The organism is Hydrogenophaga laconesensis (genome assembly GCF_031457235.1).
In the GTDB taxonomy this organism is placed as follows: Bacteria; Pseudomonadota; Gammaproteobacteria; order Burkholderiales; family Burkholderiaceae_C; genus Hydrogenophaga; species Hydrogenophaga laconesensis.
On sequence record NZ_JAVDWE010000010.1, the window covers coordinates 72,786 to 97,408 of the forward strand.

Consider the following 24,623-nt stretch of genomic DNA (forward strand, 5'->3'; position numbering starts at 1 on the left):
GAATGAACCCCACACCCCCGCCACCTCCATCCCCCGAGGCCCCGCGTGTCAAGAACCTCGAGTTCAAGGCCGGCCTGCTGCTCATGCTCATGGCCGTGCTGCTGGTCGGCTCGGCGGCCTACATCCTGTATGCGCGCGGCGTGCTCGAGCCCACGCAGCGGCTGGTGCTGATCTCGGACGACTCCGAAGGTGTTGTTGTCGGCATGGACATGACCTTTGCGGGATTCGCCATCGGCCGTGTGGCACGCATCGAGCTGGGCGACGATGGCAACGCACGCATCCTGATCGATGTGCCGCGCACCGACGCGAAATGGCTGCGCACCTCCAGCATCTTCACCATGGAACGCGGGCTGGTGGGCGGTACGCGCATCCGCGCCTACAGCGGGGTGCTCGAAGACCCGCCGTTGCCCGATGGGGCCGAACGCACGGTGCTGCGCGGTGACACCGCGGCCGAGATCCCGAAGCTGGCCGCGAGCATGCGCCAGGTGCTCGACAACCTGGCCGCACTCACCGCGAGCGATGGGGCGGTGGCCGGCACCCTGGGTGGCGTGCAGGTGGCCACCGAGCGCCTCAAGGGCCCGCACGGTGGTCTGGGCGTGCTGATGGGCAACGACGACGATGCGAAGAAGCTGCTGGTCACCATCGACCGCACCAACGCCTTGCTGCTGCGCGTCGACTCCCTCACGAAGCGCCTGGACAGCCTCGCCGTCAACGCCGACCGCCAGGTCTTCGGCCAGGGCGGGGCGCCTGGCGACACCGGCCTGGTGGGCGATGCGCGGGTGACCGTGCGCGAACTCAATGGCCTGCTGGCCGAGGCGCGCACCAGCCTGCAGAAGGTCGATGCCGTGCTGGTGGAGGTGCAGGGCATCGCCGGCAACACGCGCGAGGCCACAAGCGACCTCGGTTATCTGCGCGGCGAGGTCGAGTCCAGCCTGCGCAAGGTGGACACCATGATCAACGACATCAACCGCAAGTGGCCGTTTGCCCGCGACAACGAGATCAAACTGCCATGAGGACACTCCCCCCCGCGCCGGTCCCTTCGGTCCCGTCACCCCCTCAAGGGGGCGATGCCTGCGGCCCGGCAAAGCCGGTTCCGCGGCATCTCTGGATGGGGGTCGCCTCTTTGGTTGCTGGTTTGGTGCTGGCCGCCTGTTCCAGCAAGCCCCCTGCACCCGAATGGCAGATGAACGCCAAGGGCAGCGCCGAACGGGCGACCGAGGCCTGGCTGCAAGGCAATTCGGTCATCGAGTCGGCCGAGTTCGCCCGGGTGCGCCGCGAACTCACCAGCACGGGCAGGGCAGACTTGCTGGCGCGCGCGGAACTGCTGCGCTGCGCCACGCGCGTGGCTGCACTGGTGTTCGAGCCCTGCACGGGTTTTGACGCGCTCGCGCAGGATGCGGCGCCCGCCGAACAGGCGTACGCACGTTATCTCGCGGGCACCGCGCAACCATCGGATGCCGCCCTGTTGCCGCAAGCGCAGCGCGCACTGCTGGGCGCTGGCGCGCCCGAGACAGCACTGGCCGCGGTGGAGGACCCGCTGTCGCGGCTGGTGGCGGCGGGTGTCCTGCTGCGCAATGGCCGCGCCACGCCCGCTGTGCTGAACCAGGCGGTGGACACGGCGTCGGCGCAGGGTTGGCGACGGCCCCTGGCGGCCTGGCTCACCCTGCAGCAGCAACGCGCCCAGGCCGCGGGCGCGCAGGAGGAGGCCGCGCGCCTGCAACGGCGCATCGATCTCGTGCTGGGCACCGCGAGCCGCTGAGCGGCGGCTGGCAGGCCTGTTCACACCGGAAAGGAGCCACGCCATGAAGCTACTCACCTACACGACCACCATCCGCGCACCGCGTGAGGTGGTGTGGAATACCATGCTCGAGCGACCGACCTACGAGCAATGGACGCAGCCGTTCGACCCCGGTGGATCGACCTATGAGGGCTCATGGGACGAGGGCTGCACCATCCGCTTCCTGTCGTCGACGGGCGAGGGCATGCTGTCGGTCATCGCGCGCAACCAGCCGCACGAGTTCGTCTCCATCAAGCACATCGGCATGGTGACAGCCGATGGCCAGGACGACACCGAGAGCGAGACCGTGAAAGCCTGGGCGCCCGCGTTCGAGAACTATCGGCTCGAAGCGGTGGGCGGGGGCACCCGCCTCACCATCACCCTGGAAGCGGCAGACGCCTGGGCCGAGATGATGGACGCCATGTGGCCCCAGGCGTTGGTGCGGTTGCGCGGGCTTTGCGAGGCCCAAGCGGGCGGCTGAACGCCGCCGCTATCTCAGTTCACCTTGCCGATCTTCTGCACCACGGCCGCCATGGCCCTGGCGTCGTCGCGCACGAACTTGTCGAATTCGGCTGCATCCTGGAACTGGAACGAGGTACCTGCCGTGGTCATCACCTGCACGGTCTTCGGATCCTGAGCGGCCACACGCGCCGCTTCGCGCAGCTTGTTCACCACCGCGGGCGGCGTACCGGCCGGCACGAAGATGCCGGACCACTGCGAGTAGCTGATCGGTACACCCAGCTCCCGGAAGCTCGGCACATCGGGCAACAGTGCGAGACGGCCCTCGCCCCAGTGCGCCAGCGCGCGCAGCTTGCCGGCCTTGATCTGCCCCACTGCGCTGGCCGGGCCGGTGGCCACCGCATCGACCTGGCCGCTGAGCATGCCCAGGATGGCCGGGCCCGCGCCGGTGTAAGGCACGTGCAGCATGTAGCTGCCGGTGCTGGCCTTGAGCTGTTCCATGGGCACGTGCATGGTGCCGTAGTTGCCGGACGAACCGAAGGTGATCTGACCCGGGTTGGCCTTGGCGTGGGCGATGAACTCCGCGTAGGTCTTCCAGGGGCTGTCGGCGCGCACCACCAGCACCGTGGGGTCGGCCGTCATGCGCGCGATGGGGATGAGCTGCGAAAGCTCGAACATCGGCGCGCGGCCGAGGATCTTGTCCGCTTCCGGCAGCACCACGATGGACGACAGCGCCATCAGCACGTTGTAGCCATCCGGTGCGGCCTTGGCCACCTGCGCCATGCCGATGCCACCGCCCGCGCCCGCGCGGTTCACCACCACCACGGGCTGGTTGAGATGGCGCGCCATGGCTTCGGCCACGGGGCGACCGACGACGTCGGCCACGCCACCGGGCGGGAATGGCACGACCATGGTCACGGCCTTGCTGGGGTAGGCGTCCTGCGCCTGGGCGATGCCCAGTGTGGCGGCCAGCGCCAGTGCCAGGCTGCAGAGCTTGAGTGCGGCGGTGTTCATCCTTGTCTCCTGTCGTTGTTCGTCAAAAAGGCGTCTGTGGTCAGACGAAGCGGTTCTGCAGCGTGCCGATGCCGTCGATCTCGATGCGCACCACGTCACCGGTCTTGAGGAACGTGGGCGGTGTGAGGCCCAGGCCCACACCCGCCGGTGTGCCGGTGGCAATGACGTCGCCGGGGTAGAGCGTGATGCCGCGCGAGATGGTTTCGATGAGTGTCGGGATGTCGAAGATGAGGTCTTCGGTGCGGCCATCCTGACGCGGCTCGTCGTTGACCCAGCAACGCACGCGCGTGTGCTGGCCGTCGAGTTCGTCGGCGGTCACGATCCACGGCCCCATGGGGCAGAACGTATCGAAACTCTTGCCCATGTCCCACTGCTGGTGGCGCATCTGCACGTCGCGCGCGGTCACGTCGTTGACGATCGTGTAGCCAAAGACATGCTTCATTGCGTCGGCCTTTGTGATGTTCTTGCCGCCGGTGCCGATGATCACGGCCAGTTCCGCCTCGTAGTCGATCTGCGGCGAAATGTCGTCACCCGGCAGCAGCACATCGGCCTGGTCGGCGATCACGCACTCGGGCACCTTGGTGAACACGATGGGCCACGCCGCCGGGTTGCTGTTGTTGTTCTTGAATACCGACCCTTGCAGCTCCTTGGCGTGCTCGTGGTAGTTGCGGCCCACGCACCACAGGTTGCGGCGCGGCACGGGGAGAGGGGCTTCGAGCTTCACGTCGGCCAGCTTCAACGCACCACCGGTGGGGGCGGGCAGCGACTTGCCCGCCGCAACCCCTTCGATCAGGGGTAGCACGCCGCGTTGGGCGTCGGCGGTGTTCAGAGAAAACGGGGTGACGGTCTGTCCGTCGGCCGAAACGAGGCCGACTTGCCGTTGGCCCTGATGAACGAAAGTGGCGAGGCGCACGCAGACTCCTTGTCAGAAAAATACCAAAAAATACCAAAAAATACCAGAGAGGCCATCGTAGTCGATAAGAAGAATATCGGGGTTCGGGTAATCACGGAGAGAGGGGACTCCGTGCAAATTGGTCTGTTTTGGTACATTGCCCCTCATGAGCATGTCCACGCCCCTGCGAGACGCCCTTCTCGATCAACTGCGGTCCGGCCACTGGCGTGCCGGTGACCGGCTGCCGCCCGAGCGCGAGTTGTCAGCGCATTTCCGTGTGAGCCGCACCACGGTGCGCAAGGCCTTGTCCGACCTCCGGCAGCAAGGCCTGATCGAGCAGACTGTGGGCAGCGGGACCTACGTGGCCGAGGGTGTCAGCGCACGCTTGGGGCAGCGCGTGCAGCAGGATTCGTCCCGGCACACGAGCCCGGCGGAGTTGATGGAGGCGCGCCTGGCGATGGAGCCGGCGATCATCGAGATGGCGATCCGCAATGCCAACCAGGCGGACTTGCAGCGCATGGAGACCTGCTGCGTGAATGCGGAAAGCGCAGAGACGCTGGAAGCGTTCGAGCATTGGGATGCGGAGTTGCACCAGGCGATCGCGGACGCGGCGCACAACAGTTTCGTGGGCAATGTCTTCAACTTGATGAAGACGGTGCGGGCGCAAAGCGACTGGGGCCAGCTCAAGAAAAAGAGCGTGACGCCGGAGCGACGCCTGGCCTACCAGTCGGAGCACCGCGCGATCGTGGAGGCGCTGCGGGACCGGGATGGGGTGCGGGCGCGTGAATTGACGCTGGCGCACCTGTTGCATGTGCGGCAGAACCTGCTGGGGTACTAGGCCGTCGTGGATTTCGCTCTGCTGCTGCGCGGGATGGGGCACCTGGACGCTCTGCTCCGCGGATGTCCCCCGGCGGCCTCTGACTCCAGGACCTGCGGGCCAGAAACGCCCTAAGGAATGCTCCCCAGCACACCCAAAGCAAACGGCAGACTCACCATCCCCAGCAGGGTCGACAGCGTTACCAAGCCTGCCACATATGGCCCGTTGTAGCCCATGCGCGCGGCCAGCACGTAGCAGCTTGATGCGGTTGGCACGGCGGAGAAGGTCAGCAGAACAGTGGTCTGCACGGCGTCCAGCTGGAACAACCGCGCCAGACCGAACGCCAGGACCGGCGCGCCCGCGTGCTTGATCGCCAGCACCGCCACCGCCAGCGCCTTCGCCGTGGCCATCGAGCCGAACTGCATGCCAGCCCCCGCCGCCATCAGGCCCAGCGCCAGCGAAGCCTGCCCGATGCGGTTCACCGTCGGCTCGAGCCAGTACGGCATCGAGAAACCCAGCAGATTCGCCACCAGACCCGATGCCGTGGCCACGATCAGCGGATTGCGCACCAGCTCCCGCGCAAAACCCCGGTTCGCATGGCGCGCCATCGGCCAGACCGCGCCGATGTTGAAGATCGGCACGCACACGCCGATCAGCACCGCCACCATCAACAACCCCTGTGGACCCGCCACCCGGTCCGCCAGCGCGAGCAGGATGAACGAATTGAAGCGGAACGCCACCTGTGCGCTGGCGGCGTGAAGGCGCACGTCGATCCGCTTGCCCAGCCAGGGCCAGTGGGGCAGTGAATACGACAATGCGATCAGCCCCACGGCCAGCGAGATGGCCGCCCCCACCAGGCTGGACGCCGCCGACAGGTCCAGCGGACTCTTGACGATGCTGTGAAACAGCAGGACCGGGAACAGGAAGTAGTAGACCAGGCTCTCGACCTGTTCCCACACCGTGCGGTTCAGCTTCGTGAAGCGGCAGACCAGATAGCCGCAAAGGATCAGGGAGAAGTCCGGGAAGAGCAGTTGGGCGAAGTTCACCGCGTGAGCATAGCGGTTGCCCGAGCGCTTTCCGGGTTATTACTTATGTAGTCTCCCCATGTTCACCTCCGCCATCCCCGTCTAAAGTGGACGGCTGGTCAGGGGCGACCGCGGTTAGCATGCACGTCTCCCTGTGAAGTTTTCAGTATCAACGTCAAGGAGTACACGTCATGGTTTCTCGTCGTCAGATGGTTGCGATTGGTCTGGCCACCGCCTCGGTAGCCATGGGGGGCGGCGCGTGGGCGCAGGCCTATCCCAACAAGATCATCAAGCTGCAGGTGCCGTTCGCACCTGGCGGCACCACCGACATCATCGCGCGCGTCATGTCCGACTCGCTGGGCAAGGCCCTGGGCCAGAGCATGGTGGTCGAGAACAAGGCTGGTGGCGGTGGCGTGGTGGGCGCCACCGAGCTGGCGCGCACGCCGGCCGACGGCTACGTGCTCGGCATGGCCACGGTCTCCACCACCGCGGCCAACCCGGCCATCAACGACAAGATCCCGTACAACACGCTGACGGACTTCACGCCCATCATCAACATCGCCGCCACGCCCAACGTGATCGCGGTGCACCCGAGCTTTCCCGCCAAGGACTACAAGAGCTTCGTGGCCGAGCTCAAGAAGAACCCCGGCAAGTACAGCTATTCCAGCTCCGGCACCGGCGGCATCGGCCACCTGCAGACCGAGCTCTTCAAGAGCCTGACCAACACCTTCATCACCCACATCCCGTACCGTGGCGCGGGTCCTGCGCTCAACGACACCGTGGGTGGCCAAGTGCCCATCATCTTCGACAACCTGCCGTCCGCGCTGCCGCACATCAAGTCCGGCCGACTCATCGCCATCGTGGTGGCCGCACCGCAGCGTCTGGCCGTGCTGCCCGACGTGCCCACCTTCAAGGAAGTGGGCCTGGAGCCGGTGAACCGCATGGCCTACTACGGCCTGATCGGCCCCAAGGGCCTGCCGCAGGACGTGGTGGACAAGGTCTACAACGCGACCAAGCAGGCCTTGACCGACCCTGCTGTGAAGAAGCGCATCGAGGACACCGGCTCGCTCATCGTGGGCAACACACCCGCCGAGTTCACTGCGCAGATCAAGGCCGAGTTCGAGGTCTACAAGGAAGTGGTCGCCAAGCAGAAGCTCAAGCTGGAGTGATGGACCAGGCCCTGGCGTCGGCCAGTGAGGGCATCGCCGGGGCCTTCGTCGACAGTCTCTGGCTCGAGGAAGGTCTCTCGCGCAACACGCTTGACGCGTACCGGCGCGATCTCGTGCTGCTTGGCCAGTGGCTGGCCGGGCGCGGGAAGACCCTGCCCGATGCCAGCGAGGCCGATCTCAACGCCTATTTCAGCGAACGCCACGCGGAAACCCGCGCCACGACCGCCAACCGGCGGCTCACGGTGTTCAAGCGCTACTTTCGCTGGGCGCTGCGCGAACGCGCCATTGCCACCGACCCCACGCTGCGCCTGGTGCCCGCGCGCCAGCCGTTGCGTGTGCCCAAGACCATGTCCGAAGCGCAGGTGGAGGCGCTGCTGAATGCGCCTGACGTGGGCACGCCGCTGGGCCTGCGTGACCGTTGCATGCTCGAACTCATCTATGCCAGTGGCCTGCGTGTAAGCGAACTCGTGTCGCTCAAGACGTGGCACGTCGGCATGAACGAGCATGTGCTGCGCATCACTGGCAAGGGCAACAAGGAGCGTCTGGTGCCCTTTGGCCAGCTTGCAGGCCAGTGGCTGCAGCGCTACCTGGGCACGGCGCGTGGCGATATCCTCAATGGGCTGCAGAGCGAAGACCTGTTCGTCACCTCGCGCGGCGCGCGCGCCGGTGAAGCCATGACGCGGGTGATGTTCTGGCAACTGGTGAAGAAATATGCTGCCCAGGCCGGCATCACCGTGCCCCTGTCGCCGCACACCTTGCGCCACGCCTTCGCAACGCACCTGCTCAACCACGGCGCCGACCTGCGCGCCGTGCAGATGCTGCTGGGGCATGCCGACATTTCCACGACCACGATCTACACCCACGTGGCCCGCGAGCGCCTCAAGGCCATCGTCGCGCAGCACCACCCGCGCGGTTGAGCGGGCCTTACTTGAGCACCAGGCCGACCACCAGGCCCTTGTCGGTGACCGTGATGGCGCCGGGTTGCATGTTCATGGCATCCACTGAGGCGAGATCCTTCGCGGTGAATTTGTGCAGCACGACTTCCCGCAGCGTCTGGTCGGCCATCAGGGGTGCATAGGCGTTGAGCATGTCCACCACGCGCGGCTGCAGGGTGGGAAAATCCAGCCGGGCCAGCCGCAGCTGGTGCGCCCGCAGGGTGCGATCGCTTGCCTCGTAGCGCAGACCGAAATCCACGTCGAAGTTGCCCTGATGCGCCCGGTTGAGCGCGGGGCCGGCCGCCAGCACCGCCATGGTCACACCCATGCGGTTCTGTTGCGGCAACAGTTTCAGCCGGGGTGTGCGCAACTCCAGATCCAGCAGTCCCTGCACGGGGTAGCGGCGCGGAAAGCGTTCGCCAACAGCCTGTTGCATCTGCTCCAGGGACACCGGGTAACCCGCTGGCCCGGACGGACGGTCCTCGGTGTCGATGTCGGCCGCCCAACCCTGGACAGCGCCGAGCAGGGCGAGGGGAGGGGTCAGAAGAAGGGTTCTGCGTTGCATGGCAATGGCTTGGAGGCCAGGGAGCGTTGCAGGTTCGCGCGAAGTCGTCTCTATTTGTAGAACGCTTCCACGGTGCCCTTGAGCTGGATCAGCAGCGGGTTGCCCTTGCGGTCCAGTGTCTTGCCCGAAGGCACTTTCACCCAGCCTTCGCTGATGCAGTACTCGGTGACGTCGAAGCGCTCCTTGCCGTTGAGGCGGATGCCGATATCGTGCTCGAACACGGCAGCCACATGGTGCGGGCTGCGCGGATCGATGGACAGGCGGTCGGGGAGCGGTGGGTGGGAGGAGGATGCGGTGTCGTTCATGGCGTCGATTGTCGGTCAGTTCGCGGCGACCGCCGGTTTCTGAATGCGTTCGAAGCGGTAGAACAGGTTGGGCTCCGAGAGCACGTAGAGGGCGCTGTCAGGCCCGACCGCCAACCCTTCGGGCTGCGGCACCTTGCGTTGCAGGCCATTGAAACCCCGCCACAGCGGCAGCATGCCGATGGGTTGGCCATCGGGTGCGTACTCCACCACCAGCGCGGATTCATCGCTGAGCAACAGCAGGTGCCCCGTGGGTTCGTGCAGCGTGAGCGAAGAGAGGTCGCTCATGAACAGCGAGGCAGCGCTGGACGATTTCCATTCGCTGATGTCGATGTTGAAGCCCCGGGATTCGCTGAAGACATCCAGCCCCTTGATGACCAGCACGCGCAGGGGCAGCTTTTCCTTCACCACGAACAGACGGTTCTGCTCGCTGTCCCACGAAACCCCTTCGAAGCTGCTGTTGTGCACGCTGTCGATGCGGATGCCCAGGCTGGATCGGGCTGCGATCGACACATGCCGCGTGTCAGGCCCGATCCGTACCCAGTACATGCTGTCGCTGTGCTCGTCGGAGATGACGTAGGTGTCGCCCTGTACATAGGTGATGCCCTCGGGGTCCCTGGCCCCTTCGAGCTCGATGACGCGCAGCAACCGCCCGTCCGTGGTCAGTTCGGCAATCTGTGGCGGGCGGTTGATCACCGTGAACAGGGTGCCGGTTTCGTTGTTGAAGGTGAGGCCGGAGGTGTTGCGCGTCAGGCCTTCGATCGGCCGGGCCTCCACCGCCACCTGATAGCCCGGCAACCAGAGGGAGGAGCCTTCCCACTGCGCGGCGTTGACGGTGGTGCTCAGCCAGTAGTAGCCCAGGGCCAGCACCTTGAAATACCAGATGAAGAGAAAGCCGATGCCCAGCAGGGCGGTCCAGAGGCAGGGTTTGCAGATTCTTGCGCGGGCCATCGCACGGAGTTTAGTGTTCGCCCCCGCTAGGATGGTCCTTCCAACCTTGGAATGAACAGGAGCGCTATCCATGGAAACGCAAGAACTGCACCGGGGCCGGCTGATCGACCACATCCAGCTGGTGGTGAAGGATTTTCCCGCCAGCAAGACCTTCTACGAGGCGGTGTTCAAGGCATTGAAGATCCCCCTGGGTGGTGCCAGTGACGACTACATCTGGGCAGACGAACTCTTCATTTCAACGGCGGACAGCGAGGCTGCAAACGGCGAGCTCACCGGTCGCCACCACCTGGCTTTCCAGGCGCAGGACCGTGCCATGGTCGACGCGTTCCACCAGGAGGCGCTGGCCGCCGGCGGTCGTGACAACGGCGCGCCGGGCGAGCGCAAGTACCACCCGGGCTACTACGGTGCGTTCGTCCTCGACCCCGATGGCAACAACATCGAGGCTGTGTACCACGGCGAGGCCCGCCGCAGTGCGCCTTCGGTGAAGGTCACGTTCTAGGGCCTCAGTCCTCGAGCACGCGCACCTTCACGCTCTTGCCCTTGATGCGCCCGGCGTTGAGTCGGCTGGCGACTTGCTGGGCGATGCCCCTTTCCACCGCGACATAGGTGGACCATTCGTTGACATTGATCTTGCCGACCTGTTCGCGCGTGTAGCCCAGGTCTGCCGTGAGGGCGCCCAGCACATCGCCGGGGCGGATTTTCTCCTTGCGGCCACCCTGGATGTGCAACGTCGCCATGGGGGGCACCAGGGGCTCGCCGCTCGCGGGCTCGAGTCCGGCCAGCGGGTACCACGTCGACTCGCGACCCTGCAGGTGTTCGATCTTCCCCACGCTGCCCATCTCGTCCAGGCTGGCGAGGTTGAGCGCCAGACCGCTTTCGCCGGCTCGGCCGGTGCGGCCGATGCGGTGCACATGCACCTCGGGGTCGGGCGTCACGTCCACGTTGATCACGGCCGCCAGGCTGGCGATGTCCAGCCCGCGCGCGGCGACGTCCGTGGCCACGAGCACGGAACAGCTCCGGTTGGCGAAACGCACCAGCACCTGGTCGCGCTCGCGCTGCTCCAGCTCACCGAACAGCGCGAGCGCACTGATGCCTTGCGCCTGCAGCACAGCCACGAGGTCACGGCACTGGGCCTTGGTGTTGCAGAAGGCGATGGTGCTTGCGGGCCGGAAATGGGCGAGCAACCGGCCCACCGTGTCCAGGCGCTGCGTGTCGGTCACCTCGTACCAGCGCTGCTCTATGCGGGCCGCCGAGTGTTGCGTCTCGACCTTCACCGAGACAGGTTCGCGCATGAATTGCGCGCTGAGTTTCGCGATGCCTTCCGGGTAGGTCGCCGAGAAGAGCAGGGTCTGCCGTGCCGGGGGGCACTGCCGGGCCACTTTGGCGATGTCGTCGAAGAAGCCCATGTCGAGCATGCGGTCGGCTTCGTCCAGTACCAGCGTGTTGAGCGCCTCCAGTTGCAGGCTGCCGCGTTCCAGGTGGTCCATGACGCGGCCGGGCGTGCCGACCACGATGTGGGCGCCGTGCTCCAGCGTGGCCAGCTGGCCGCGCAGGGGCACACCGCCGCACAGTGTGACCACCTTGATGTTGTCTTCCGCGCGCGCCAGACGGCGGATCTCGGTGGTCACCTGGTCGGCGAGCTCACGCGTGGGGCAGAGCACCAGCGATTGCACCGCGAAGCGGCGCGGGTTCAGGTTGGCGAGCAACGCCAGGGCGAAGGCTGCGGTCTTGCCGCTGCCGGTCTGGGCTTGTGCGATCAGATCCTTGCCCAGCAGCGCGGGCGGCAGGGCGGCGGCCTGGATGGGCGTCATCGCCGTGTAGCCGAGCTGCTCCAGGTTGGAGAGCATGGCGGGGGAAAGCGGCAGGGCGCTGAACGCGGTCGGGGAGGCGGAAGTCATGCCCGATTATGGTCGGGCAAACACCTTGCGTGCCCGCTCCACCGCCTGGCGAGAGATGCAGCCGCTTGCGTGGTCGTTGATGAGGCCCATCGCCTGCATGAACGCGAACACGGTCGTCGGGCCGACGAATTTCCAGCCGCGCTGCTTGAGTGTTCGGGACAGAGCGATCGAGGTCGGTGAGGTGGACGCGGTCTGTGGCAGGCCGTGTTCCGCTGCATCGGGTTCATGGCGCCAGAAGAACGTGGCGAGTGAGCCTTCTGCTGCCTCCATTTCCACCGCACATCGCGCGTTGTGAATGACGGCTTCGATCTTGCCGCGGTGGCGCACGATGCCGGCATCGGCCAGCAGACGCTGCACGTCGCGCTCGGTGTAGCGGGCGATGCGATGAAAGTCGAATTGGTGGAATGCGGCCCGGAAATTCTCCCGTTTGGCGAGGATGGTGCGCCAGCTCAGGCCGGACTGGAACGCCTCCAGGCTGATCTTTTCGAACAGGCGGCGATCGTCCTTCACCGGGAATCCCCATTCCTGGTCGTGGTACGCGAGGAATTCAGGTGCGCTCGCGCACCACCGGCAGCGCATCTGTCCATCCGGACCTGGCAACAGGGACGTGGTGCTCATGCAGCCGCCTTCGGGATCAGGAACTCCAGGCGGGGGGCGGCGCGGTTGGGCGACACGGCCACGATGTCGGCGCTGACCACGCCTTCGATCACGAAGGGATCCTGGTTCACGCGCGCAAGCAGGGCGTCGGCATCCTGGCCGTTGGCCAGCAACAGTCCGCCTTGCCCGCCCTCCAGACTGCCGGACAGCAGAAAGGCACCTTCCTCAAAACCACGTTGCAACCAGGCCTTGTGGCCTTCCATGTAGCGGGGCGCCTCGGCCTTGCGATGCGAAAACCTGAGAAGAACGAGATGCATGGTTCAAGCCTTTCGGGGAGGGCGATGATGGTTGGAGTCGGGGGTGCACTGAGCCAGCCACTGGCGCATCTGTTCGACCTCGTGGCGGATGAACGCCTCGTCGCCAAAGGCCTGTGCCAATGTGGCCACACCCTGGGTACGGGCCAGCAGATGCAGTGCCTTGATGTCGGCATCGCGTGGGCACCCCATCGCCTTGAACTGTTCGCGCAGCCAATCGCGGAACAGGGTCATGATCTGGTTGGCGCTTTCACGAGCACCGTGATCGAGCTTCGCCAGCTCCGTGCAGAGCGTGCCCACCGGGCACCCGTGACGCATGATCTCGGCGCGGTTGCGAATCAGAATGTCGATGAATGCGACGATGCGAGCCTGTGGCGTGGCACTGTCCTGCTCCCATTGCGCCAGCATCTGCCGGGTTCTGGTGAGGCGGCTATCAATCACGGCCTGCAGGATGTCGTCCTTGGTCTTGAAGTGGTGATAGAAGTTGCCGCGCGATATCTTCACGGTGTCCGCGATGTTCGAGAAAGAGGTGTGCTCGAACCCTTGTTCATAGAACAACTGGTCTGCCGCGTCGATGATCTGCTCGCGTGTCCTGGTCATGACAATTCCATACTAGGACAAGCGTCCTAGGTCGCAAGATTAGGATGACCGTCCTGGATTGTCAAGCCGATGGCTGGGCCAGTTCGGCGAGTTCCGATGGGCTGAACCCGGCCGCCAGGCGGGCCGCGTCGTTGAACGGCGGCTTGAGGCGCGGCGCCGCATGCTCGCGCGCCAGCCGCCGGTAGTGCGACAGGGGTTCGATGCCTTGCTGTGCGCACAGCCAGCCGTACCAGCGGTTGCCCACCGCCACATGCCCGATCTCGTCGCGCAGGATCACATCGAGAATCTCCACCGCCCGCAAGGCCGCCGGCGTGCCCACCTTGCGCAGGCGCGCCTGCATCGGGGGGGTGGCGTCCAGCCCACGCGCCTCCAGCGTGCGCGGCACCAGTGCCATGCGGGCGGTCACGTCGCCCTGGGTTCTCACGCACATCTCCCACAGGCTGCCATGGGCGGCAAAATCACCGTAGTCGTGGCCCAGGCTCTGCAGGTGGGTGCGCAGCAGGTCAAAGTGGATGGCTTCTTCGTGCGCCACGCGCAGCCAGTCGGCGTAGAACCCGACCGGCATGCCGGGGAAACGCCAGACGGCATCGAGTGCCAGGTTGATCGCGTTGAATTCGATGTGGGTGACCGCGTGCAGCAACATCGCCAGGCCTGGTGGCGTGAAGGGCGAGCGCTGGGGCACGTCCACCGGTGGGACGAGGACAGGTTGCTTGGGTCTCCCGGGCAGGCTGGCCGAGGGTGCGGGCGTCAGGTGCTCGGCGGTGTTCAGCCGGGTGCGGCCCTCTTGCCAGGCCTCGAAGAGTGCATGGGTGGCCGCCACCTTGACGCCGGGATCGGCCACGCAGAGCGCCCACAGCGCCTGTGCACGCAGAGAGATCAGGGGCATTGGTGACAGTGGCTCGGAGGCATGCATCCCTACAATTCTAGGTTTCAGAACCGACGGAGACTCCCCTTATGGCGATTTACGAACTCGACGGCGTGGCCCCGCGCATGGCCGACTCGGCATGGGTGGCCGACAACGCGCAGGTCATGGGCAACGTGGTGCTGGGCGACAACAGCAGCGTGTGGTTCGGGGCAGTGATCCGGGGCGACACCGAGACCATCACGGTCGGCCCGGGCAGCAACGTGCAGGACGGCAGCGTGATGCACGCCGACATCGGCTATCCCCTGACCCTGGGCACGAACGTGACCGTGGGCCACATGGTGACGCTGCACGGTTGCACCATCGGTGACGAATCGCTCATCGGTATCGGTGCCACCGTGCTCAACGGCGCCAGGATCGGCAAGAACTGCCTCGTGGGTGCGGGTTCGCTGGTGACGGAAGGCAAGACGTTCCCGGACGGCAGCATGATCATGGGCAGCCCGGCCCGGGTGGTGAAGGCGCTCACGCCCGAGCAGATCGAAGGCCTGCGCCGCAGCGCGCAGCACTACATCGAGAATGCCGGGCGCTACCGCAAAGGCTTGAAAAAGATCGGTTGATCCCGATCTGCCATCCTTCGTTTTTTTGAATGTCCTGAAAGCCCTGCGTGTCCGAACTCCACAAATTCGTCTTTGAAGGCCTGCCGGTGCGCGGCATGCTCGTGCGCCTGACCGACGCCTGGCAGGAGATCCTGCGGCGCCATCGCGATGCCGGAGGGTATCCGGCTGCGGTCACGGAGCTGCTGGGCGAGATGACGGCGGCGGCCACGCTGATGCAGGCAAACATCAAGTTCAATGGCGCGCTGGTCATGCAGATCATGGGCGACGGCCCCGTGAAGCTGGCCGTGGCCGAGGTGCAGCCTGACCTGAGCCTGCGCTCCACCGCTTCGGTGGTGGGCGAGGTGGCCGAGGATGCGCCGCTGTCGCACATGGTCAACGTCAACAACCAGGGGCGTTGTGCCATCACGCTCGACCCCAAGGACCGCCTGCCTGGTCAGCAGCCCTACCAGGGCGTGGTGCCGCTGTTTGGTGACCGGCGTGAGAAGCTGGAGAAACTGAGCGAAGTCATCGAGCACTACATGCTGCAGAGCGAGCAGCTCGACACGCGGCTCGTGCTTGCGGCCGACGACAAGATCGCGGCCGGCCTGCTGATCCAGCGGCTGCCGCTGCAGGGCGAGGGCAACCTCGCAGGCCAGTCGACCGCGCGCGACGAAGACCAGATCGGTGTGAACGAGGACTACAACCGCATCGCGATCCTCGCTTCCAGCCTCAAGCGCGAAGAACTGCTGACCCTGGACGCGGACACCATCCTGCGCCGGCTGTTCTGGGAGGAGAACCTGCGCCGTTTCGACCCCCTGACGGGTGAGAGCGGCCCGCGTTTCGCCTGTACCTGCTCGCGCGAGCGCGTGAGCAGCATGCTGCGCGGCCTCGGGCGCGACGAGGTCGAGTCCATCCTGGCCGAACAGGGCCAGGTGGAGGTGGGCTGCGAGTTCTGCGGCGCCCAGTACCGCTTCGATCCGGTGGACGCGGCCCAGGTCTTCCTGCAACCTTCCCAGCAGGCGCCGGCCAGCGACCAGAAGCACTGAGGCCACGCCTCAGGTGCGCGCGAGCAAGCCGGTGAACAGGCGGTGTTCGCAGTCCGGGTCGCTGCAGTTCTCGCACGACCATGGGCGCAGGCCGGTGGCCAGGGCCGGGTCTTGCGCTACCAGGGGCCTGCCCAGCGCAGCGCCCAGGGCGCGCAAGGCCTGTTGCAGGCGTGCCGGGCCTTGCCCATACACCGTCTGGAATGCCATGCCCGCACCCTGAAGCTCACGCCGCAACCAGCCGTCGGTCGCGTCGCGCACCGACGGGCTGTCCCGAAAGAGGCCGTCTGGCACCCAGGGCAGATCCAGCCCCATCAGGAGCGTGAGATGGCAGTGGCACTGAGCGGCCAGGGCTGGCGCGAGCAGCGAGCGGTCCTGGAAGTAGAGCGCGCTGTAGGCGGCCACCATCAGCGCGGTCGTGTCAGCCAGCACCACATCGACGCCGGGCCTGCACTGCGCGGCTGCGATGCGCTGCGATTGCGCCTCCGCCACGGCAGCCTGTTCATGGGCATGCGGAGCCCGGCCGGCGGCCTCGCTCCATTCGCGCAGATGTTCCGTCACACGGACGACCTGCAGACCGTGCGCACTGGAGAGGTGCTGCTGGAGTTCCATGGCCAGCGTCGTCTTGCCGCTGGATTCGCCACCGAGCAGCGCGACGGTGAAGGCGGGGTATCGCGGGGTCATGGCGCCGGCTGCGACGCGGAGGTCAGTTCCTGCCCTTTGCGATCTGCACGAAGATTTCGTTGGGCTTGACCATGCCCAGTTCCTGGCGGGCGAGTTCCTCGACCATGTCCAGACCGTCCTGCAGATCGCGCACTTCGCTCATGAGCTGGTCGTTGCGCAACTGCGCGTCGCGGTTGGCCTGGTCCTGTGTGGCCAGCTGCTGCTTCATGCTGGACACCTGTGGCACGCTGCCTCTTCCGAACCACAGCTGCGCATGCACGATGAAGAGCAGCGCAACCAGCAGGACGGGGATGAGGCGGCGGGCCATGACGCCGGAGCTTACCTGAGGTTGTAAAAAGCGTCGCGGCCTGGGTACACGGCCACGTCGCCCAGGTCTTCCTCGATGCGCAGCAACTGGTTGTACTTGGCCATGCGGTCAGAGCGCGAGAGCGAGCCGGTCTTGATCTGGCCAGCGTTCGTGCCCACGGCAATGTCGGAGATGGTGCTGTCCTCGGTTTCGCCCGAACGGTGGCTGATCACGGCGGTGTAGCCGGCGCGCTTGGCCATCTCGATAGCGGCAAAGGTTTCGGTCAGCGTGCCGATCTGGTTGATCTTGATCAGGATCGAATTGGCAATGCCTTTCTCGATGCCTTCTTTCAGGATTTTCGTGTTGGTGACGTACAGGTCGTCACCCACCAGCTGGACCTTCTTGCCCAGGCGCTCGGTCAGCACCTTCCAGCCGTCCCAGTCGCCTTCGGCCATGCCGTCTTCGATGGACACGATGGGGTACTTGTCGCACCACGTGGCCAGCATGTCGGTCCACTGTTCGGCGCTCAGGCTGATACCGCCTTCGCCTTCGAGCACGTACTTGCCATCCTTGTAGAACTCGCTGGCCGCGCAGTCCAGGCCGAGGGCAATCTGGTCGCCGGCGGTGTAGCCTGCCTTGTCGATGGCCTGCAGGATCAGTTGCAGAGCCGCTTCGTGGTTTTCAACCGAAGGGGCAAAGCCGCCTTCGTCGCCCACAGCGGTGCTGATGTGCTTGTCGTGCAGGATGGCCTTGAGTGCGTGGAAGACTTCGGCTCCCCAGCGCAGGGCTTCACGGAAGCTGGGTGCGCCCACGGGAATGATCATCAGTTCCTGCAGATCGAGCGAGTTGTTGGCATGCGCGCCGCCATTGATGATGTTCATCATGGGCACGGGCATCTGCACCGCGCTCATGCCACCGAAGTAGCGGTACAGCGGCAGGCCGGCCTCTTCGGCGGCGGCACGGGCCACGGCCATGGAGACGGCGAGCATCGCGTTGGCGCCCAGGCGGCCCTTGTTGTCCGTGCCGTCGAGGTCGATCAGGGTCTTGTCGAGGAAGGCCTGCTCGGAGGCGTCGAGGCCCAGAACGGCTTCGCTGATCTCGGTGTTGATGTTCTCCACCGCCTTGAGCACGCCCTTGCCGAGGTAGCGGCTTTTGTCGCCATCGCGCAACTCGATGGCTTCGCGCGAACCGGTGGACGCGCCCGACGGCACGGCCGCGCGGCCCATCACGCCGCTCTCCAGCAGCACGTCGCACTCGACGGTGGGGTTGCCGCGGCTGTCCAGAACTTCACGGCCAACGATGTCAACGATTGCACTCATGGATTCAATACCTTTGGGTGAGAAACAGAAATGGGAAATCAGGCGTTGAAACGGTTCTCGAGAAAACCGTTCTTCTTGGTCACGGTGTCGAGCGCGAGCAGGGTTTCGAGCAGCGCCTTCATGTGCTTGAGGGGCACGGCATTGGGTCCGTCGCTCAGGGCTTTGGCCGGGTCCGGGTGGGTTTCCATGAACAGGCCGGCCACACCCACGGCCACCGCCGCGCGGGCGAGCACCGGCACCATCTCGCGCTGGCCGCCGCTGCTGGTGCCCTGTCCGCCTGGCAACTGCACGCTGTGGGTGGCGTCGAACACCACGGGCGCGCCGGTCTCGCGCATGATGGCCAGACCGCGCATGTCGGAGACGAGGTTGTTGTAGCCGAAGCTGGCACCGCGCTCGCAGGCCATGAAGCTGTCCTCGTTCAGGCCGGCTTCCTTCGCCGCCGCACGCGCCTTGTCGATCACGTTCTTCATGTCGTGCGGCGCGAGGAATTGCCCCTTCTTGATGTTCACCGGCTTGCCGCTCTGGGCCGCGGCGCGGATGAAGTCGGTCTGTCGGCAGAGGAAGGCGGGCGTCTGCAGCACGTCGCAGACCTTCGCCGCATCGGCAATGTCGTCCTCGCTGTGCACATCGGTGAGCACGGGCACGCCCAGTTCGCGCTTCACCTTTGCGAGGATTTCCAGGCCCTTGTCGCGGCCCGGGCCGCGGTAGCTCGTGCCACTGCTGCGGTTGGCCTTGTCAAAACTGCTCTTGAAGATGAAGGGCACGCCCAGGCTGCCGGTGATCTCCTTCAGCTGACCGGCCACGTCCATCTGCAACTGCTCGGACTCGATCACGCAGGGGCCGGCGATCAGGAAGAAGGGGTGGTCGAGCCCGATGTCGAAATCGCAAAGTTTCATGGGTGGATTTCCTTGGACGGTCAGGCAGCGACGGGCTTGCGGTTATCTGAAGTGGCCGCCTGGTGCGCCAGCGCGGCCCTCACATAGGCGTTGAAGAGCGGGTGGCCGTCCCACGGGGTGGACTTGAACTCGGGATGGAACTGCACGCCGACGTACCAGGGGTGCACCTTCTGCGGCAGCTCGACGATCTCGGTGAGTTGCTCGCGCTGGGTGAGGGCCGAGATCACCAGGCCGGCCTGGCGCAACTGGTCCAGATAGTTCACGTTCGCTTCGTAACGGTGGCGGTGGCGCTCGGTGACCACGGGGCCGTAGATCTGGTGGGCCAGCGTGCCATCGGCCACGTCGGAGCTCTGCGAGCCCAGGCGCATGGTGCCACCCAGGTCGGAGCTGGCGCTGCGCTGCTGGATGCTGCCATCGGCGTCCTTCCACTCGGTGATCAGGGCGATCACGGGGTGGGGCGTGTCGGGTTCGAACTCGGTGCTGTTGGCGTCCTTCAGGCCGGCGACGTGGCGCGCGTACTCGATGGTGGCCACCTGCATGCCCAGACAGATGCCCAGGTAGGGCACCTTCTGTTCGCGCGCAAAGCGGGCCGCGCAGATCTTGCCTTCGATGCCGCGCTTGCCGAAGCCGCCAGGCACCAGGATGGCATCGAACGCCCCCAGCGTCTTGCCGACGTTGCCGGGGTTGATGGTTTCGGAATCGATGTACTCGATCTGCACCCTGGCGTGGCTCTTCATGCCCGCGTGGCGCAGCGCTTCGTTGAGCGACTTGTAGCTGTCCGACAGGTCCACGTACTTGCCGACCATCGCGATCTTCACGGTGTTCTGTGGGTGCTCGACCTCGTACACGAGGTCGTCCCAGCGCTTGAGCTGCGCCGGCGGGGTGTTGATGCGCAGCTTGTCGCAGATCAGGCCATCAAGGCCCTGCTCGTGCAGCATGCGTGGCACCTTGTAGATGGTGTCGACATCCCACATCGAGATCACACCCCATTCGGGCACGTTGCTGAACAGGCTGATCTTGGCGCGTTCCTCGTCGGGAATGCGGCGGTCGGCCCGGCAGAGCAGCACATCGGCCTGGATTCCAATGGCGCGCAGCTCCTTGGCGGTGTGCTGCGTGGGCTTGGTCTTGAGTTCGCCAGCGGTGGCGATCCAGGGCAGATAGGACAGGTGCACGAAGGCCGAGCTGTTCGGACCCAGACGCAGGCTCATCTGGCGCACGGCTTCAAGGAACGGCAGGGACTCGATGTCGCCCACGGTGCCGCCGATCTCGACGATGGCCACGTCCACCGCGTCGGCCGTGCCGATGCCCGCGCCGCGCTGGATGAACTCCTGGATCTCGTTGGTGACGTGCGGGATCACCTGCACCGTCTTGCCGAGGTAGTCGCCACGGCGTTCCTTCTCCAGCACCGACTGGTAGATCTTGCCGGTGGTGAAGTTGTTGGTCTTCTTCATGCGCGTTTCGATGAAACGCTCATAGTGGCCCAGGTCCAGGTCGGTTTCGGCGCCGTCGTCGGTGACGAACACCTCGCCGTGCTGGAAGGGGGACATGGTGCCCGGATCCACGTTGATGTACGGGTCGAGCTTGATGAGGGTGACTTTGAGGCCGCGGGACTCGAGGAGAGCGGCCAGTGATGCGGAGGCAATGCCCTTGCCCAGGGAGGACACCACACCGCCGGTGACGAACACAAATTTGGTCATGTCTCGGGCGAGCCGGTTGCTCGCAGGAGGTGGAAATGGCGATTATAAAGGCCGACCCTTTCCCCGCAGGTGCTACCCCTGCCGGTACTCACTGCTACATTGCGCCCATGAACGATCTCACGGGTAAACACATCGTCCTGGGCCTCTCCGGAGGCATCGCCTGCTACAAGGCCGCCGAACTCTGCCGCGCGCTCGTCAAGGACGGGGCGACCGTGCAGGTGGTCATGACCGAGGCGGCCGAGCAGTTCGCCACCGCCGTGACGCTGCAGGCGCTCTCCGGCCGGCCGGTGTTCACCTCGCAGTGGGACTCGCGCACGTCGGGCGGGGTGGACAACAACATGGCCCACATCAACCTGAGCCGCGAGGCCGATGCAATCGTGGTGGCGCCCGCCAGCGCCGACTTCATGGCCAAGCTGGTGCATGGCCGGGCCGACGACCTGCTCAGCCTGATGTGCCTCGCCCGGCCGATCGACCGGGTGCCGCTCATCCTGGCGCCCGCCATGAACCGCGAGATGTGGGCCCACCCGGCCACGATGCGCAATGTGCAGCAGCTGCGCGCCGATGGCGCCACCGTGCTCGATGTGGGGGCGGGCGAACAGGCCTGTGGCGAGACGGGCGACGGCCGCATGCTGGAGCCCGAGGAGCTGCTCTACGACATCGGGCGCTTCTTCCAGCCCAAGCCCCTGGCGGGCCAGCACGTGCTGGTGAGCGCCGGTCCCACTTTCGAGGCCATCGACCCGGTGCGCGGCCTGACCAACCTGTCCAGCGGCAAGATGGGCTTTGCCATCGCGCGGGCGGCGCACGAAGCCGGCGCGCAGGTCACGCTGGTGGCGGGCCCCGTCGGGTTGCCCACGCCGCGCGGCGTGGGGCGGGTGAACGTGAAATCGGCGCTGAACATGCAGAAGAGCCTGGATCTGCTGCTGCCCAGCGCCACGGTCTTCGTGTCCGCCGCAGCGGTGGCCGACTGGCGCCCGGCGCAATCGGCGGAACACAAGATCAAGAAGGACGGCTCCGGCGCGGTACCCACGCTGTCCTTCGTCGAGAACCCGGACATCCTGGCCAGCATCGCTGCCTCGCCGCGTGCGAAAAGCGGTGCGCTCTACTGCGTGGGTTTCGCGGCCGAAAGCCACGACCTGGAGGAGCATGCGCAAGCCAAGCGCAAGCGCAAGGGCGTGCCGCTGCTGGTGGGCAACATCGGCCCGGCCACTTTTGGCCAGGACGACAACGCGCTGTTGCTGGTCGACGAGCAAGGCATGAAGGAACTGCCCCGGGCGCCGAAACTGGTGCTGGCGCGCCAGCTGGTGGGCGAGATCGCGCGGCGACTGACGTCTTGAATGTTTCGCCCATGAGACGAACGGATCCGACGAGCGGCAGCACTGTCGGTGTCCTGCTCAGCCGCTACTCGGTGGGAGGCAAGCACCTGGTGGACCCCGCGCCCGCGCAGGACGAATTGCTGCAGATGACCGCTGCCGCGCTACGTGCCCCTGACCACGCGGGTTTGATCCCTTTCCGTTTTGCCGCCGTGAGAGGCTCCGCGCTCGAAAGACTCGCAGATCTGTTCGAACAGGCTGCTGCGAACGCCGGCAAGAGCGCTGCCGATGCGGCTCTTGATCGTCACCGCGCGCTGGGCATCCCCCTGCTGGTCGCCGTGATTGCGCGCATCGACACCGGCCACCCGGTGGCCACCGTGCATGAGCAATGGATGACCGTCGGTGGCGCCCTCACCAACTTCCTCAATGCCGCCCACGCCATGGGCTACGGGGGCAAGATGCTCTCCGGCGCCAAGGTGCGCTCGGTGCCGGTGATGCAGGCCTTCTGCGGCCCCGGCGAACAGCTGGTGGGCTGGATGGTGCTGGGCACGCCGCGCAAGACAGGAACCCCCAAGTTTGACAAGCCCGACGCGGCCGACGTGATGAGCGACTGGCCGCCTGCCTAGGTCAATCCCACCAGGGCAAGAGTCGCTTCATGGCCGCCACCTCACCGCAGTGATCGGTGGCGTAGCCGGGCAGGCTGTTGAGGTGGTCATGCCAGGTGCGGCTGCGCAGGCGTTGCAGCAATTGCTGCACGGCGGGCTGTTCGAGTGCGCTCTTGAGACAGACCAGCAAATAGCGCTCTTGCGTCAGGGGAACAAACCCCAGACCCTGCGCGCGCGCCGCGTACTCGGTACCGAGGCCGACGTCCGCAGTGCCGCTCGCCACCGCATGCGCCACCGCGGCGTGTGAACTCTCGACGTGGGTGTAGCCCACGATGTCCTGGGGGAGCAGCCCGGCCTGGGCCAGCAACTCATCAAGCAGCAGGCGCGTACCGGTGCCGATGGCCCGGTTCACGAACCGCGCCTGCAGGCGTGCCACGTCACCCACTTCGCGCAGGCGCAGCGGGTTGTCCGGTGCCACCATCAGGCCTTGCGAGCGGCGGGCAAAGCCGATGATCTTGTGCAGGCCAGGTTTGAGCAGTGGCCGGTACGCGCGTGCGCTCAGACTGCCGGCTGCCGCGAAGGGCTGGGTGTGGAATCCAGCCAGTTCGCACCGGCCTTCGTTGAGCGCCCGAATGGCGTCGACGCTGCCGCAGAAGCGGATGTCCATGTGCAGGGGTGGCGCGGGATGGCGGTTCTCGGTGGCCTTGTCGGCGTACCGCTGCAGCTCGGTGAGGGCGTGATCGTGGCTGGCGTAAAGCGTGAGGACGCCACCCGGGCTTCCGTGCCGGCCTTCGTCGAACACCATCGAGAAGGCCCGCTCCAGTTCGGCCCGAAGGCTCTCCATCTGCGGTCCCAGGCGCGCCTGCGCAAGGCGCTCGGCCATCAGGAGGCGTTCACCGAAGGGGGTCAGGCGAGCGGCCTGGCCGCGTTCCCAGAAGATGAGCTGCTGGCCCAGTCCGGCCTCCCAGTCTTTCAACTGGCCCCATACGTGGCGGTACGACAGGCCCAGTTCCCGCGCCGCACCCGAGATGGAACCGCTGCTGCGCACCGCGTGCAGCACATCCATCATGGGATTGCGCAACAGGGCGGGATGGGGCGAGCGCTCTGACGAGGGGGGCGTCAGCGTGTAAGAGAGCTCGATCTTTCGCATGGACGCCGAGTGTGCACCAAACGTCGATGTCGCCCGGCCTGGCCAGCCTATGCAGGCCATTTCATACCGCGTCATTACGTACTCTCAATTTCAGAGCGGTCCCATAAGCTCGGACGAACATATGAACACGTTTTCCGACAGCGTCGCCACCGCGCTGCGATTGATTCTTTCCGGCGACCCGGGGCTGTGGACGGTGGTGATGCGCTCGCTCGCGGTCAGTGCCACCGCCTGCCTGATCGCCTGCGGTTTGGGACTGGTCATGGGCGCCTGGCTCGCCGCCGCCCGCTTCACCGGCCGTGGCGCGGTGCTCACCGTGCTCAACACCTTCCTGGCGATCCCCTCGGTCGTGGTCGGTCTCGTCATCTACCTGCTGCTGTCGCGCTCCGGCCCGCTGGGCTTTCTGGGCTGGCTGTTCAGCTTCAAGGCCATGGTGCTGGCGCAGGCCGTGCTGGTGCTGCCGCTGGTGACCGCGCTCACGCGTCAGGTGGTGGAAGACGCCGACCGCAGCCACGGCGAGCAGTTGTCCTCGCTGGGCGCAGGTTCCGTGCTGCGCAGCCTGCTGCTGGCCTGGGACGAGCGCTACGCGTTGCTCACCGTGCTGATCACGGCTTTCGGGCGCGCGGTTTCCGAGGTGGGCGCGGTGATGGTGGTGGGCGGCAACATTGAAGGTTTCACCCGTGTGATGACGACTGCCATCGCGCTGGAAACCAGCAAGGGCGACCTGCCCCTGGCGCTCGGCCTGGGTGTGGTGCTGCTGGCCGTGGTGCTGGTGCTCAACGCCATGGTGTCGCTGCTCAGCCGCTGGCGCGAGCGCGCGGACGGCGCGGGTGGCACGGCCGTGGTGCCCGTGGCGACCTGAC

29 protein-coding genes are annotated in these 24,623 nt (G+C 66.0%); 12 read left to right on the top strand and 17 right to left on the bottom strand.

Annotated features, from left to right (window positions below):
* Positions 1 to 2: 2 nt before the first annotated feature.
* From J2X09_RS17305 to J2X09_RS17315, 3 genes are all read left to right on the top strand, one after another.
* Positions 3 to 1,013, top strand: coding sequence for an MlaD family protein (locus J2X09_RS17305; protein ID WP_204732106.1), 1,011 nt, complete (start codon positions 3 to 5; stop codon positions 1,011 to 1,013).
* A 95-nt stretch (positions 1,014 to 1,108) separates the two neighbouring features.
* Complete coding sequence (locus J2X09_RS17310) at positions 1,109 to 1,759, top strand: hypothetical protein (RefSeq protein ID WP_204732105.1); 651 nt, start codon at positions 1,109 to 1,111, stop codon at positions 1,757 to 1,759.
* A 43-nt stretch (positions 1,760 to 1,802) separates the two neighbouring features.
* The gene (locus J2X09_RS17315; protein WP_204732104.1) at positions 1,803 to 2,258 is read left to right on the top strand and encodes an SRPBCC family protein; all 456 of its coding nucleotides are present in this window, start codon (positions 1,803 to 1,805) and stop codon (positions 2,256 to 2,258) included.
* A gap of 14 nt (positions 2,259 to 2,272) precedes the next feature.
* Here the strand turns inward: J2X09_RS17315 and J2X09_RS17320 are convergent, their stop codons facing one another.
* Both J2X09_RS17320 and J2X09_RS17325 read right to left on the bottom strand, forming a co-directional pair.
* On the bottom strand, positions 2,273 to 3,250 hold the full coding sequence (locus J2X09_RS17320) for a tripartite tricarboxylate transporter substrate binding protein (RefSeq protein ID WP_204732103.1): 978 nt from the start codon (positions 3,248 to 3,250) through the stop codon (positions 2,273 to 2,275).
* Positions 3,251 to 3,290: 40 nt separating this feature from the next.
* The gene (locus tag J2X09_RS17325) at positions 3,291 to 4,163 is read right to left on the bottom strand and encodes a fumarylacetoacetate hydrolase family protein (protein ID WP_204732102.1); all 873 of its coding nucleotides are present in this window, start codon (positions 4,161 to 4,163) and stop codon (positions 3,291 to 3,293) included.
* 145 nt (positions 4,164 to 4,308) lie between these two features.
* Here J2X09_RS17325 and J2X09_RS17330 point away from each other — a divergent pair, with 145 nt between their 5' ends.
* A complete protein-coding gene (locus tag J2X09_RS17330) occupies positions 4,309 to 4,980 on the top strand; it encodes a FadR/GntR family transcriptional regulator (protein WP_204732101.1) in 672 nt (223 codons plus the stop codon).
* Positions 4,981 to 5,090: 110 nt separating this feature from the next.
* Here J2X09_RS17330 and J2X09_RS17335 read toward each other — a convergent pair whose 3' ends face one another.
* On the bottom strand, positions 5,091 to 6,005 hold the full coding sequence (locus J2X09_RS17335) for an AEC family transporter (RefSeq protein ID WP_204732100.1): 915 nt from the start codon (positions 6,003 to 6,005) through the stop codon (positions 5,091 to 5,093).
* Between the two features lie 170 nt (positions 6,006 to 6,175).
* On the opposite strand from J2X09_RS17335, the gene J2X09_RS17340 reads away from it, so the two are divergent.
* Positions 6,176 to 7,153 carry a tripartite tricarboxylate transporter substrate binding protein BugE gene (locus tag J2X09_RS17340; RefSeq protein WP_204732099.1) on the top strand — a complete coding sequence of 326 codons (978 nt, stop codon included), beginning with the start codon at positions 6,176 to 6,178 and terminating at the stop codon, positions 7,151 to 7,153.
* Positions 7,153 to 8,070 carry a site-specific tyrosine recombinase XerD gene (gene xerD / locus J2X09_RS17345; RefSeq protein WP_204732098.1) on the top strand — a complete coding sequence of 306 codons (918 nt, stop codon included), beginning with the start codon at positions 7,153 to 7,155 and terminating at the stop codon, positions 8,068 to 8,070. Before J2X09_RS17340 ends, xerD begins: the two co-directional genes overlap by 1 nt.
* Before the next feature lie 7 nt (positions 8,071 to 8,077).
* Here xerD and J2X09_RS17350 read toward each other — a convergent pair whose 3' ends face one another.
* From J2X09_RS17350 to J2X09_RS17360, 3 genes are read right to left on the bottom strand one after another with little or no spacing between them, the layout of a single operon-like run.
* Entirely contained in the window at positions 8,078 to 8,653 is a 576-nt protein-coding gene (locus tag J2X09_RS17350) for a DUF1439 domain-containing protein (RefSeq protein WP_204732097.1), read from the bottom strand.
* A 50-nt stretch (positions 8,654 to 8,703) separates the two neighbouring features.
* On the bottom strand, positions 8,704 to 8,958 hold the full coding sequence (locus J2X09_RS17355; protein ID WP_204732096.1) for a DUF3297 family protein: 255 nt from the start codon (positions 8,956 to 8,958) through the stop codon (positions 8,704 to 8,706).
* A gap of 15 nt (positions 8,959 to 8,973) precedes the next feature.
* Entirely contained in the window at positions 8,974 to 9,906 is a 933-nt protein-coding gene (locus J2X09_RS17360; protein ID WP_204732095.1) for an SdiA-regulated domain-containing protein, read from the bottom strand.
* Between the two features lie 70 nt (positions 9,907 to 9,976).
* On the opposite strand from J2X09_RS17360, the gene J2X09_RS17365 reads away from it, so the two are divergent.
* A complete protein-coding gene (locus tag J2X09_RS17365; RefSeq protein WP_204732094.1) occupies positions 9,977 to 10,405 on the top strand; it encodes a VOC family protein in 429 nt (142 codons plus the stop codon).
* Between the two features lie 4 nt (positions 10,406 to 10,409).
* Here J2X09_RS17365 and dbpA read toward each other — a convergent pair whose 3' ends face one another.
* The 5 genes from dbpA to J2X09_RS17390 form a co-directional block, all read right to left on the bottom strand.
* The gene (gene dbpA, locus J2X09_RS17370) at positions 10,410 to 11,804 is read right to left on the bottom strand and encodes an ATP-dependent RNA helicase DbpA (protein ID WP_204732093.1); all 1,395 of its coding nucleotides are present in this window, start codon (positions 11,802 to 11,804) and stop codon (positions 10,410 to 10,412) included.
* Between the two features lie 6 nt (positions 11,805 to 11,810).
* The gene (locus J2X09_RS17375; protein WP_204732092.1) at positions 11,811 to 12,422 is read right to left on the bottom strand and encodes a DNA-3-methyladenine glycosylase I; all 612 of its coding nucleotides are present in this window, start codon (positions 12,420 to 12,422) and stop codon (positions 11,811 to 11,813) included.
* On the bottom strand, positions 12,419 to 12,718 hold the full coding sequence (locus J2X09_RS17380) for a YciI family protein (protein ID WP_204732091.1): 300 nt from the start codon (positions 12,716 to 12,718) through the stop codon (positions 12,419 to 12,421). The genes J2X09_RS17375 and J2X09_RS17380 overlap by 4 nt, the downstream gene beginning before the upstream one ends.
* Positions 12,719 to 12,721: 3 nt before the next feature.
* A complete protein-coding gene (locus J2X09_RS17385) occupies positions 12,722 to 13,315 on the bottom strand; it encodes a TetR/AcrR family transcriptional regulator (protein ID WP_204732090.1) in 594 nt (197 codons plus the stop codon).
* Positions 13,316 to 13,376: 61 nt separating this feature from the next.
* Positions 13,377 to 14,201, bottom strand: a complete 825-nt coding sequence (locus J2X09_RS17390) for a ferritin-like domain-containing protein (protein ID WP_204732089.1) — start codon at positions 14,199 to 14,201, stop codon at positions 13,377 to 13,379.
* Positions 14,202 to 14,269: 68 nt separating this feature from the next.
* On the opposite strand from J2X09_RS17390, the gene J2X09_RS17395 reads away from it, so the two are divergent.
* Positions 14,270 to 14,794, top strand: coding sequence for a gamma carbonic anhydrase family protein (locus J2X09_RS17395; RefSeq protein WP_204732088.1), 525 nt, complete (start codon positions 14,270 to 14,272; stop codon positions 14,792 to 14,794).
* 47 nt (positions 14,795 to 14,841) lie between these two features.
* Positions 14,842 to 15,819: an Hsp33 family molecular chaperone HslO gene (gene hslO, locus J2X09_RS17400; RefSeq protein ID WP_204732087.1), complete on the top strand. Its 978-nt coding sequence runs from the start codon at positions 14,842 to 14,844 to the stop codon at positions 15,817 to 15,819.
* 9 nt (positions 15,820 to 15,828) lie between these two features.
* On the opposite strand, the gene J2X09_RS17405 is transcribed toward hslO, so the two are convergent.
* Genes J2X09_RS17405 through pyrG form a run of 5 tightly spaced genes read right to left on the bottom strand, consistent with a single transcriptional unit; the run spans position 15,829 to position 20,698 of the window.
* The gene (locus J2X09_RS17405) at positions 15,829 to 16,500 is read right to left on the bottom strand and encodes an AAA family ATPase (protein WP_204732086.1); all 672 of its coding nucleotides are present in this window, start codon (positions 16,498 to 16,500) and stop codon (positions 15,829 to 15,831) included.
* Positions 16,501 to 16,522: 22 nt separating this feature from the next.
* A complete protein-coding gene (ftsB, locus tag J2X09_RS17410) occupies positions 16,523 to 16,807 on the bottom strand; it encodes a cell division protein FtsB (RefSeq protein ID WP_204732085.1) in 285 nt (94 codons plus the stop codon).
* 11 nt (positions 16,808 to 16,818) lie between these two features.
* A complete protein-coding gene (gene eno / locus J2X09_RS17415) occupies positions 16,819 to 18,105 on the bottom strand; it encodes a phosphopyruvate hydratase (protein WP_204732084.1) in 1,287 nt (428 codons plus the stop codon).
* Between the two features lie 38 nt (positions 18,106 to 18,143).
* The gene (kdsA, locus tag J2X09_RS17420) at positions 18,144 to 19,001 is read right to left on the bottom strand and encodes a 3-deoxy-8-phosphooctulonate synthase (protein WP_204732083.1); all 858 of its coding nucleotides are present in this window, start codon (positions 18,999 to 19,001) and stop codon (positions 18,144 to 18,146) included.
* Positions 19,002 to 19,021: 20 nt separating this feature from the next.
* Positions 19,022 to 20,698 (bottom strand): CTP synthase, encoded by a 1,677-nt coding sequence (pyrG, locus tag J2X09_RS17425; protein ID WP_204732082.1) that lies wholly within the window; start codon positions 20,696 to 20,698, stop codon positions 19,022 to 19,024.
* Between the two features lie 107 nt (positions 20,699 to 20,805).
* Here pyrG and coaBC point away from each other — a divergent pair, with 107 nt between their 5' ends.
* A complete protein-coding gene (coaBC, locus tag J2X09_RS17430) occupies positions 20,806 to 22,032 on the top strand; it encodes a bifunctional phosphopantothenoylcysteine decarboxylase/phosphopantothenate--cysteine ligase CoaBC (protein ID WP_204732081.1) in 1,227 nt (408 codons plus the stop codon).
* A gap of 11 nt (positions 22,033 to 22,043) precedes the next feature.
* Complete coding sequence (locus J2X09_RS17435; protein ID WP_204732080.1) at positions 22,044 to 22,634, top strand: nitroreductase family protein; 591 nt, start codon at positions 22,044 to 22,046, stop codon at positions 22,632 to 22,634.
* Position 22,635: 1 nt separating this feature from the next.
* Here J2X09_RS17435 and J2X09_RS17440 read toward each other — a convergent pair whose 3' ends face one another.
* Entirely contained in the window at positions 22,636 to 23,763 is a 1,128-nt protein-coding gene (locus tag J2X09_RS17440; RefSeq protein WP_204732079.1) for a substrate-binding domain-containing protein, read from the bottom strand.
* Positions 23,764 to 23,884: 121 nt separating this feature from the next.
* Between J2X09_RS17440 and J2X09_RS17445 the strand changes: the two genes are divergently transcribed.
* Entirely contained in the window at positions 23,885 to 24,622 is a 738-nt protein-coding gene (locus J2X09_RS17445; protein WP_204732078.1) for an ABC transporter permease, read from the top strand.
* The last annotated feature ends 1 nt before the right edge of the window (position 24,623 follow it).

Bases quoted from the DNA above. Each gene is read 5' to 3' on its own strand.
- J2X09_RS17305 (WP_204732106.1), top strand. From the start codon at position 3: ATGAACCCCACACCCCCGCCACCTCCATCCCCCGAGGCCCCGCGTGTC.
- J2X09_RS17310 (WP_204732105.1), top strand. From the start codon at position 1,109: ATGGGGGTCGCCTCTTTGGTTGCTGGTTTGGTGCTGGCCGCCTGTTCC.
- J2X09_RS17315 (WP_204732104.1), top strand. From the start codon at position 1,803: ATGAAGCTACTCACCTACACGACCACCATCCGCGCACCGCGTGAGGTG.
- J2X09_RS17320 (WP_204732103.1), bottom strand. From the start codon at position 3,250: ATGAACACCGCCGCACTCAAGCTCTGCAGCCTGGCACTGGCGCTGGCC.
- J2X09_RS17330 (WP_204732101.1), top strand. From the start codon at position 4,309: ATGAGCATGTCCACGCCCCTGCGAGACGCCCTTCTCGATCAACTGCGG.
- J2X09_RS17340 (WP_204732099.1), top strand. From the start codon at position 6,176: ATGGTTTCTCGTCGTCAGATGGTTGCGATTGGTCTGGCCACCGCCTCG.
- xerD (WP_204732098.1), top strand. From the start codon at position 7,153: ATGGACCAGGCCCTGGCGTCGGCCAGTGAGGGCATCGCCGGGGCCTTC.
- J2X09_RS17350 (WP_204732097.1), bottom strand. From the start codon at position 8,653: ATGCAACGCAGAACCCTTCTTCTGACCCCTCCCCTCGCCCTGCTCGGC.
- J2X09_RS17355 (WP_204732096.1), bottom strand. From the start codon at position 8,958: ATGAACGACACCGCATCCTCCTCCCACCCACCGCTCCCCGACCGCCTG.
- J2X09_RS17360 (WP_204732095.1), bottom strand. From the start codon at position 9,906: ATGGCCCGCGCAAGAATCTGCAAACCCTGCCTCTGGACCGCCCTGCTG.
- J2X09_RS17365 (WP_204732094.1), top strand. From the start codon at position 9,977: ATGGAAACGCAAGAACTGCACCGGGGCCGGCTGATCGACCACATCCAG.
- dbpA (WP_204732093.1), bottom strand. From the start codon at position 11,804: ATGACTTCCGCCTCCCCGACCGCGTTCAGCGCCCTGCCGCTTTCCCCC.
- J2X09_RS17375 (WP_204732092.1), bottom strand. From the start codon at position 12,422: ATGAGCACCACGTCCCTGTTGCCAGGTCCGGATGGACAGATGCGCTGC.
- J2X09_RS17380 (WP_204732091.1), bottom strand. From the start codon at position 12,718: ATGCATCTCGTTCTTCTCAGGTTTTCGCATCGCAAGGCCGAGGCGCCC.
- J2X09_RS17385 (WP_204732090.1), bottom strand. From the start codon at position 13,315: ATGACCAGGACACGCGAGCAGATCATCGACGCGGCAGACCAGTTGTTC.
- J2X09_RS17390 (WP_204732089.1), bottom strand. From the start codon at position 14,201: ATGCCCCTGATCTCTCTGCGTGCACAGGCGCTGTGGGCGCTCTGCGTG.
- J2X09_RS17395 (WP_204732088.1), top strand. From the start codon at position 14,270: ATGGCGATTTACGAACTCGACGGCGTGGCCCCGCGCATGGCCGACTCG.
- J2X09_RS17405 (WP_204732086.1), bottom strand. From the start codon at position 16,500: ATGACCCCGCGATACCCCGCCTTCACCGTCGCGCTGCTCGGTGGCGAA.
- ftsB (WP_204732085.1), bottom strand. From the start codon at position 16,807: ATGGCCCGCCGCCTCATCCCCGTCCTGCTGGTTGCGCTGCTCTTCATC.
- eno (WP_204732084.1), bottom strand. From the start codon at position 18,105: ATGAGTGCAATCGTTGACATCGTTGGCCGTGAAGTTCTGGACAGCCGC.
- kdsA (WP_204732083.1), bottom strand. From the start codon at position 19,001: ATGAAACTTTGCGATTTCGACATCGGGCTCGACCACCCCTTCTTCCTG.
- pyrG (WP_204732082.1), bottom strand. From the start codon at position 20,698: ATGACCAAATTTGTGTTCGTCACCGGCGGTGTGGTGTCCTCCCTGGGC.
- coaBC (WP_204732081.1), top strand. From the start codon at position 20,806: ATGAACGATCTCACGGGTAAACACATCGTCCTGGGCCTCTCCGGAGGC.
- J2X09_RS17435 (WP_204732080.1), top strand. From the start codon at position 22,044: ATGAGACGAACGGATCCGACGAGCGGCAGCACTGTCGGTGTCCTGCTC.
- J2X09_RS17440 (WP_204732079.1), bottom strand. From the start codon at position 23,763: ATGCGAAAGATCGAGCTCTCTTACACGCTGACGCCCCCCTCGTCAGAG.
- J2X09_RS17445 (WP_204732078.1), top strand. From the start codon at position 23,885: ATGAACACGTTTTCCGACAGCGTCGCCACCGCGCTGCGATTGATTCTT.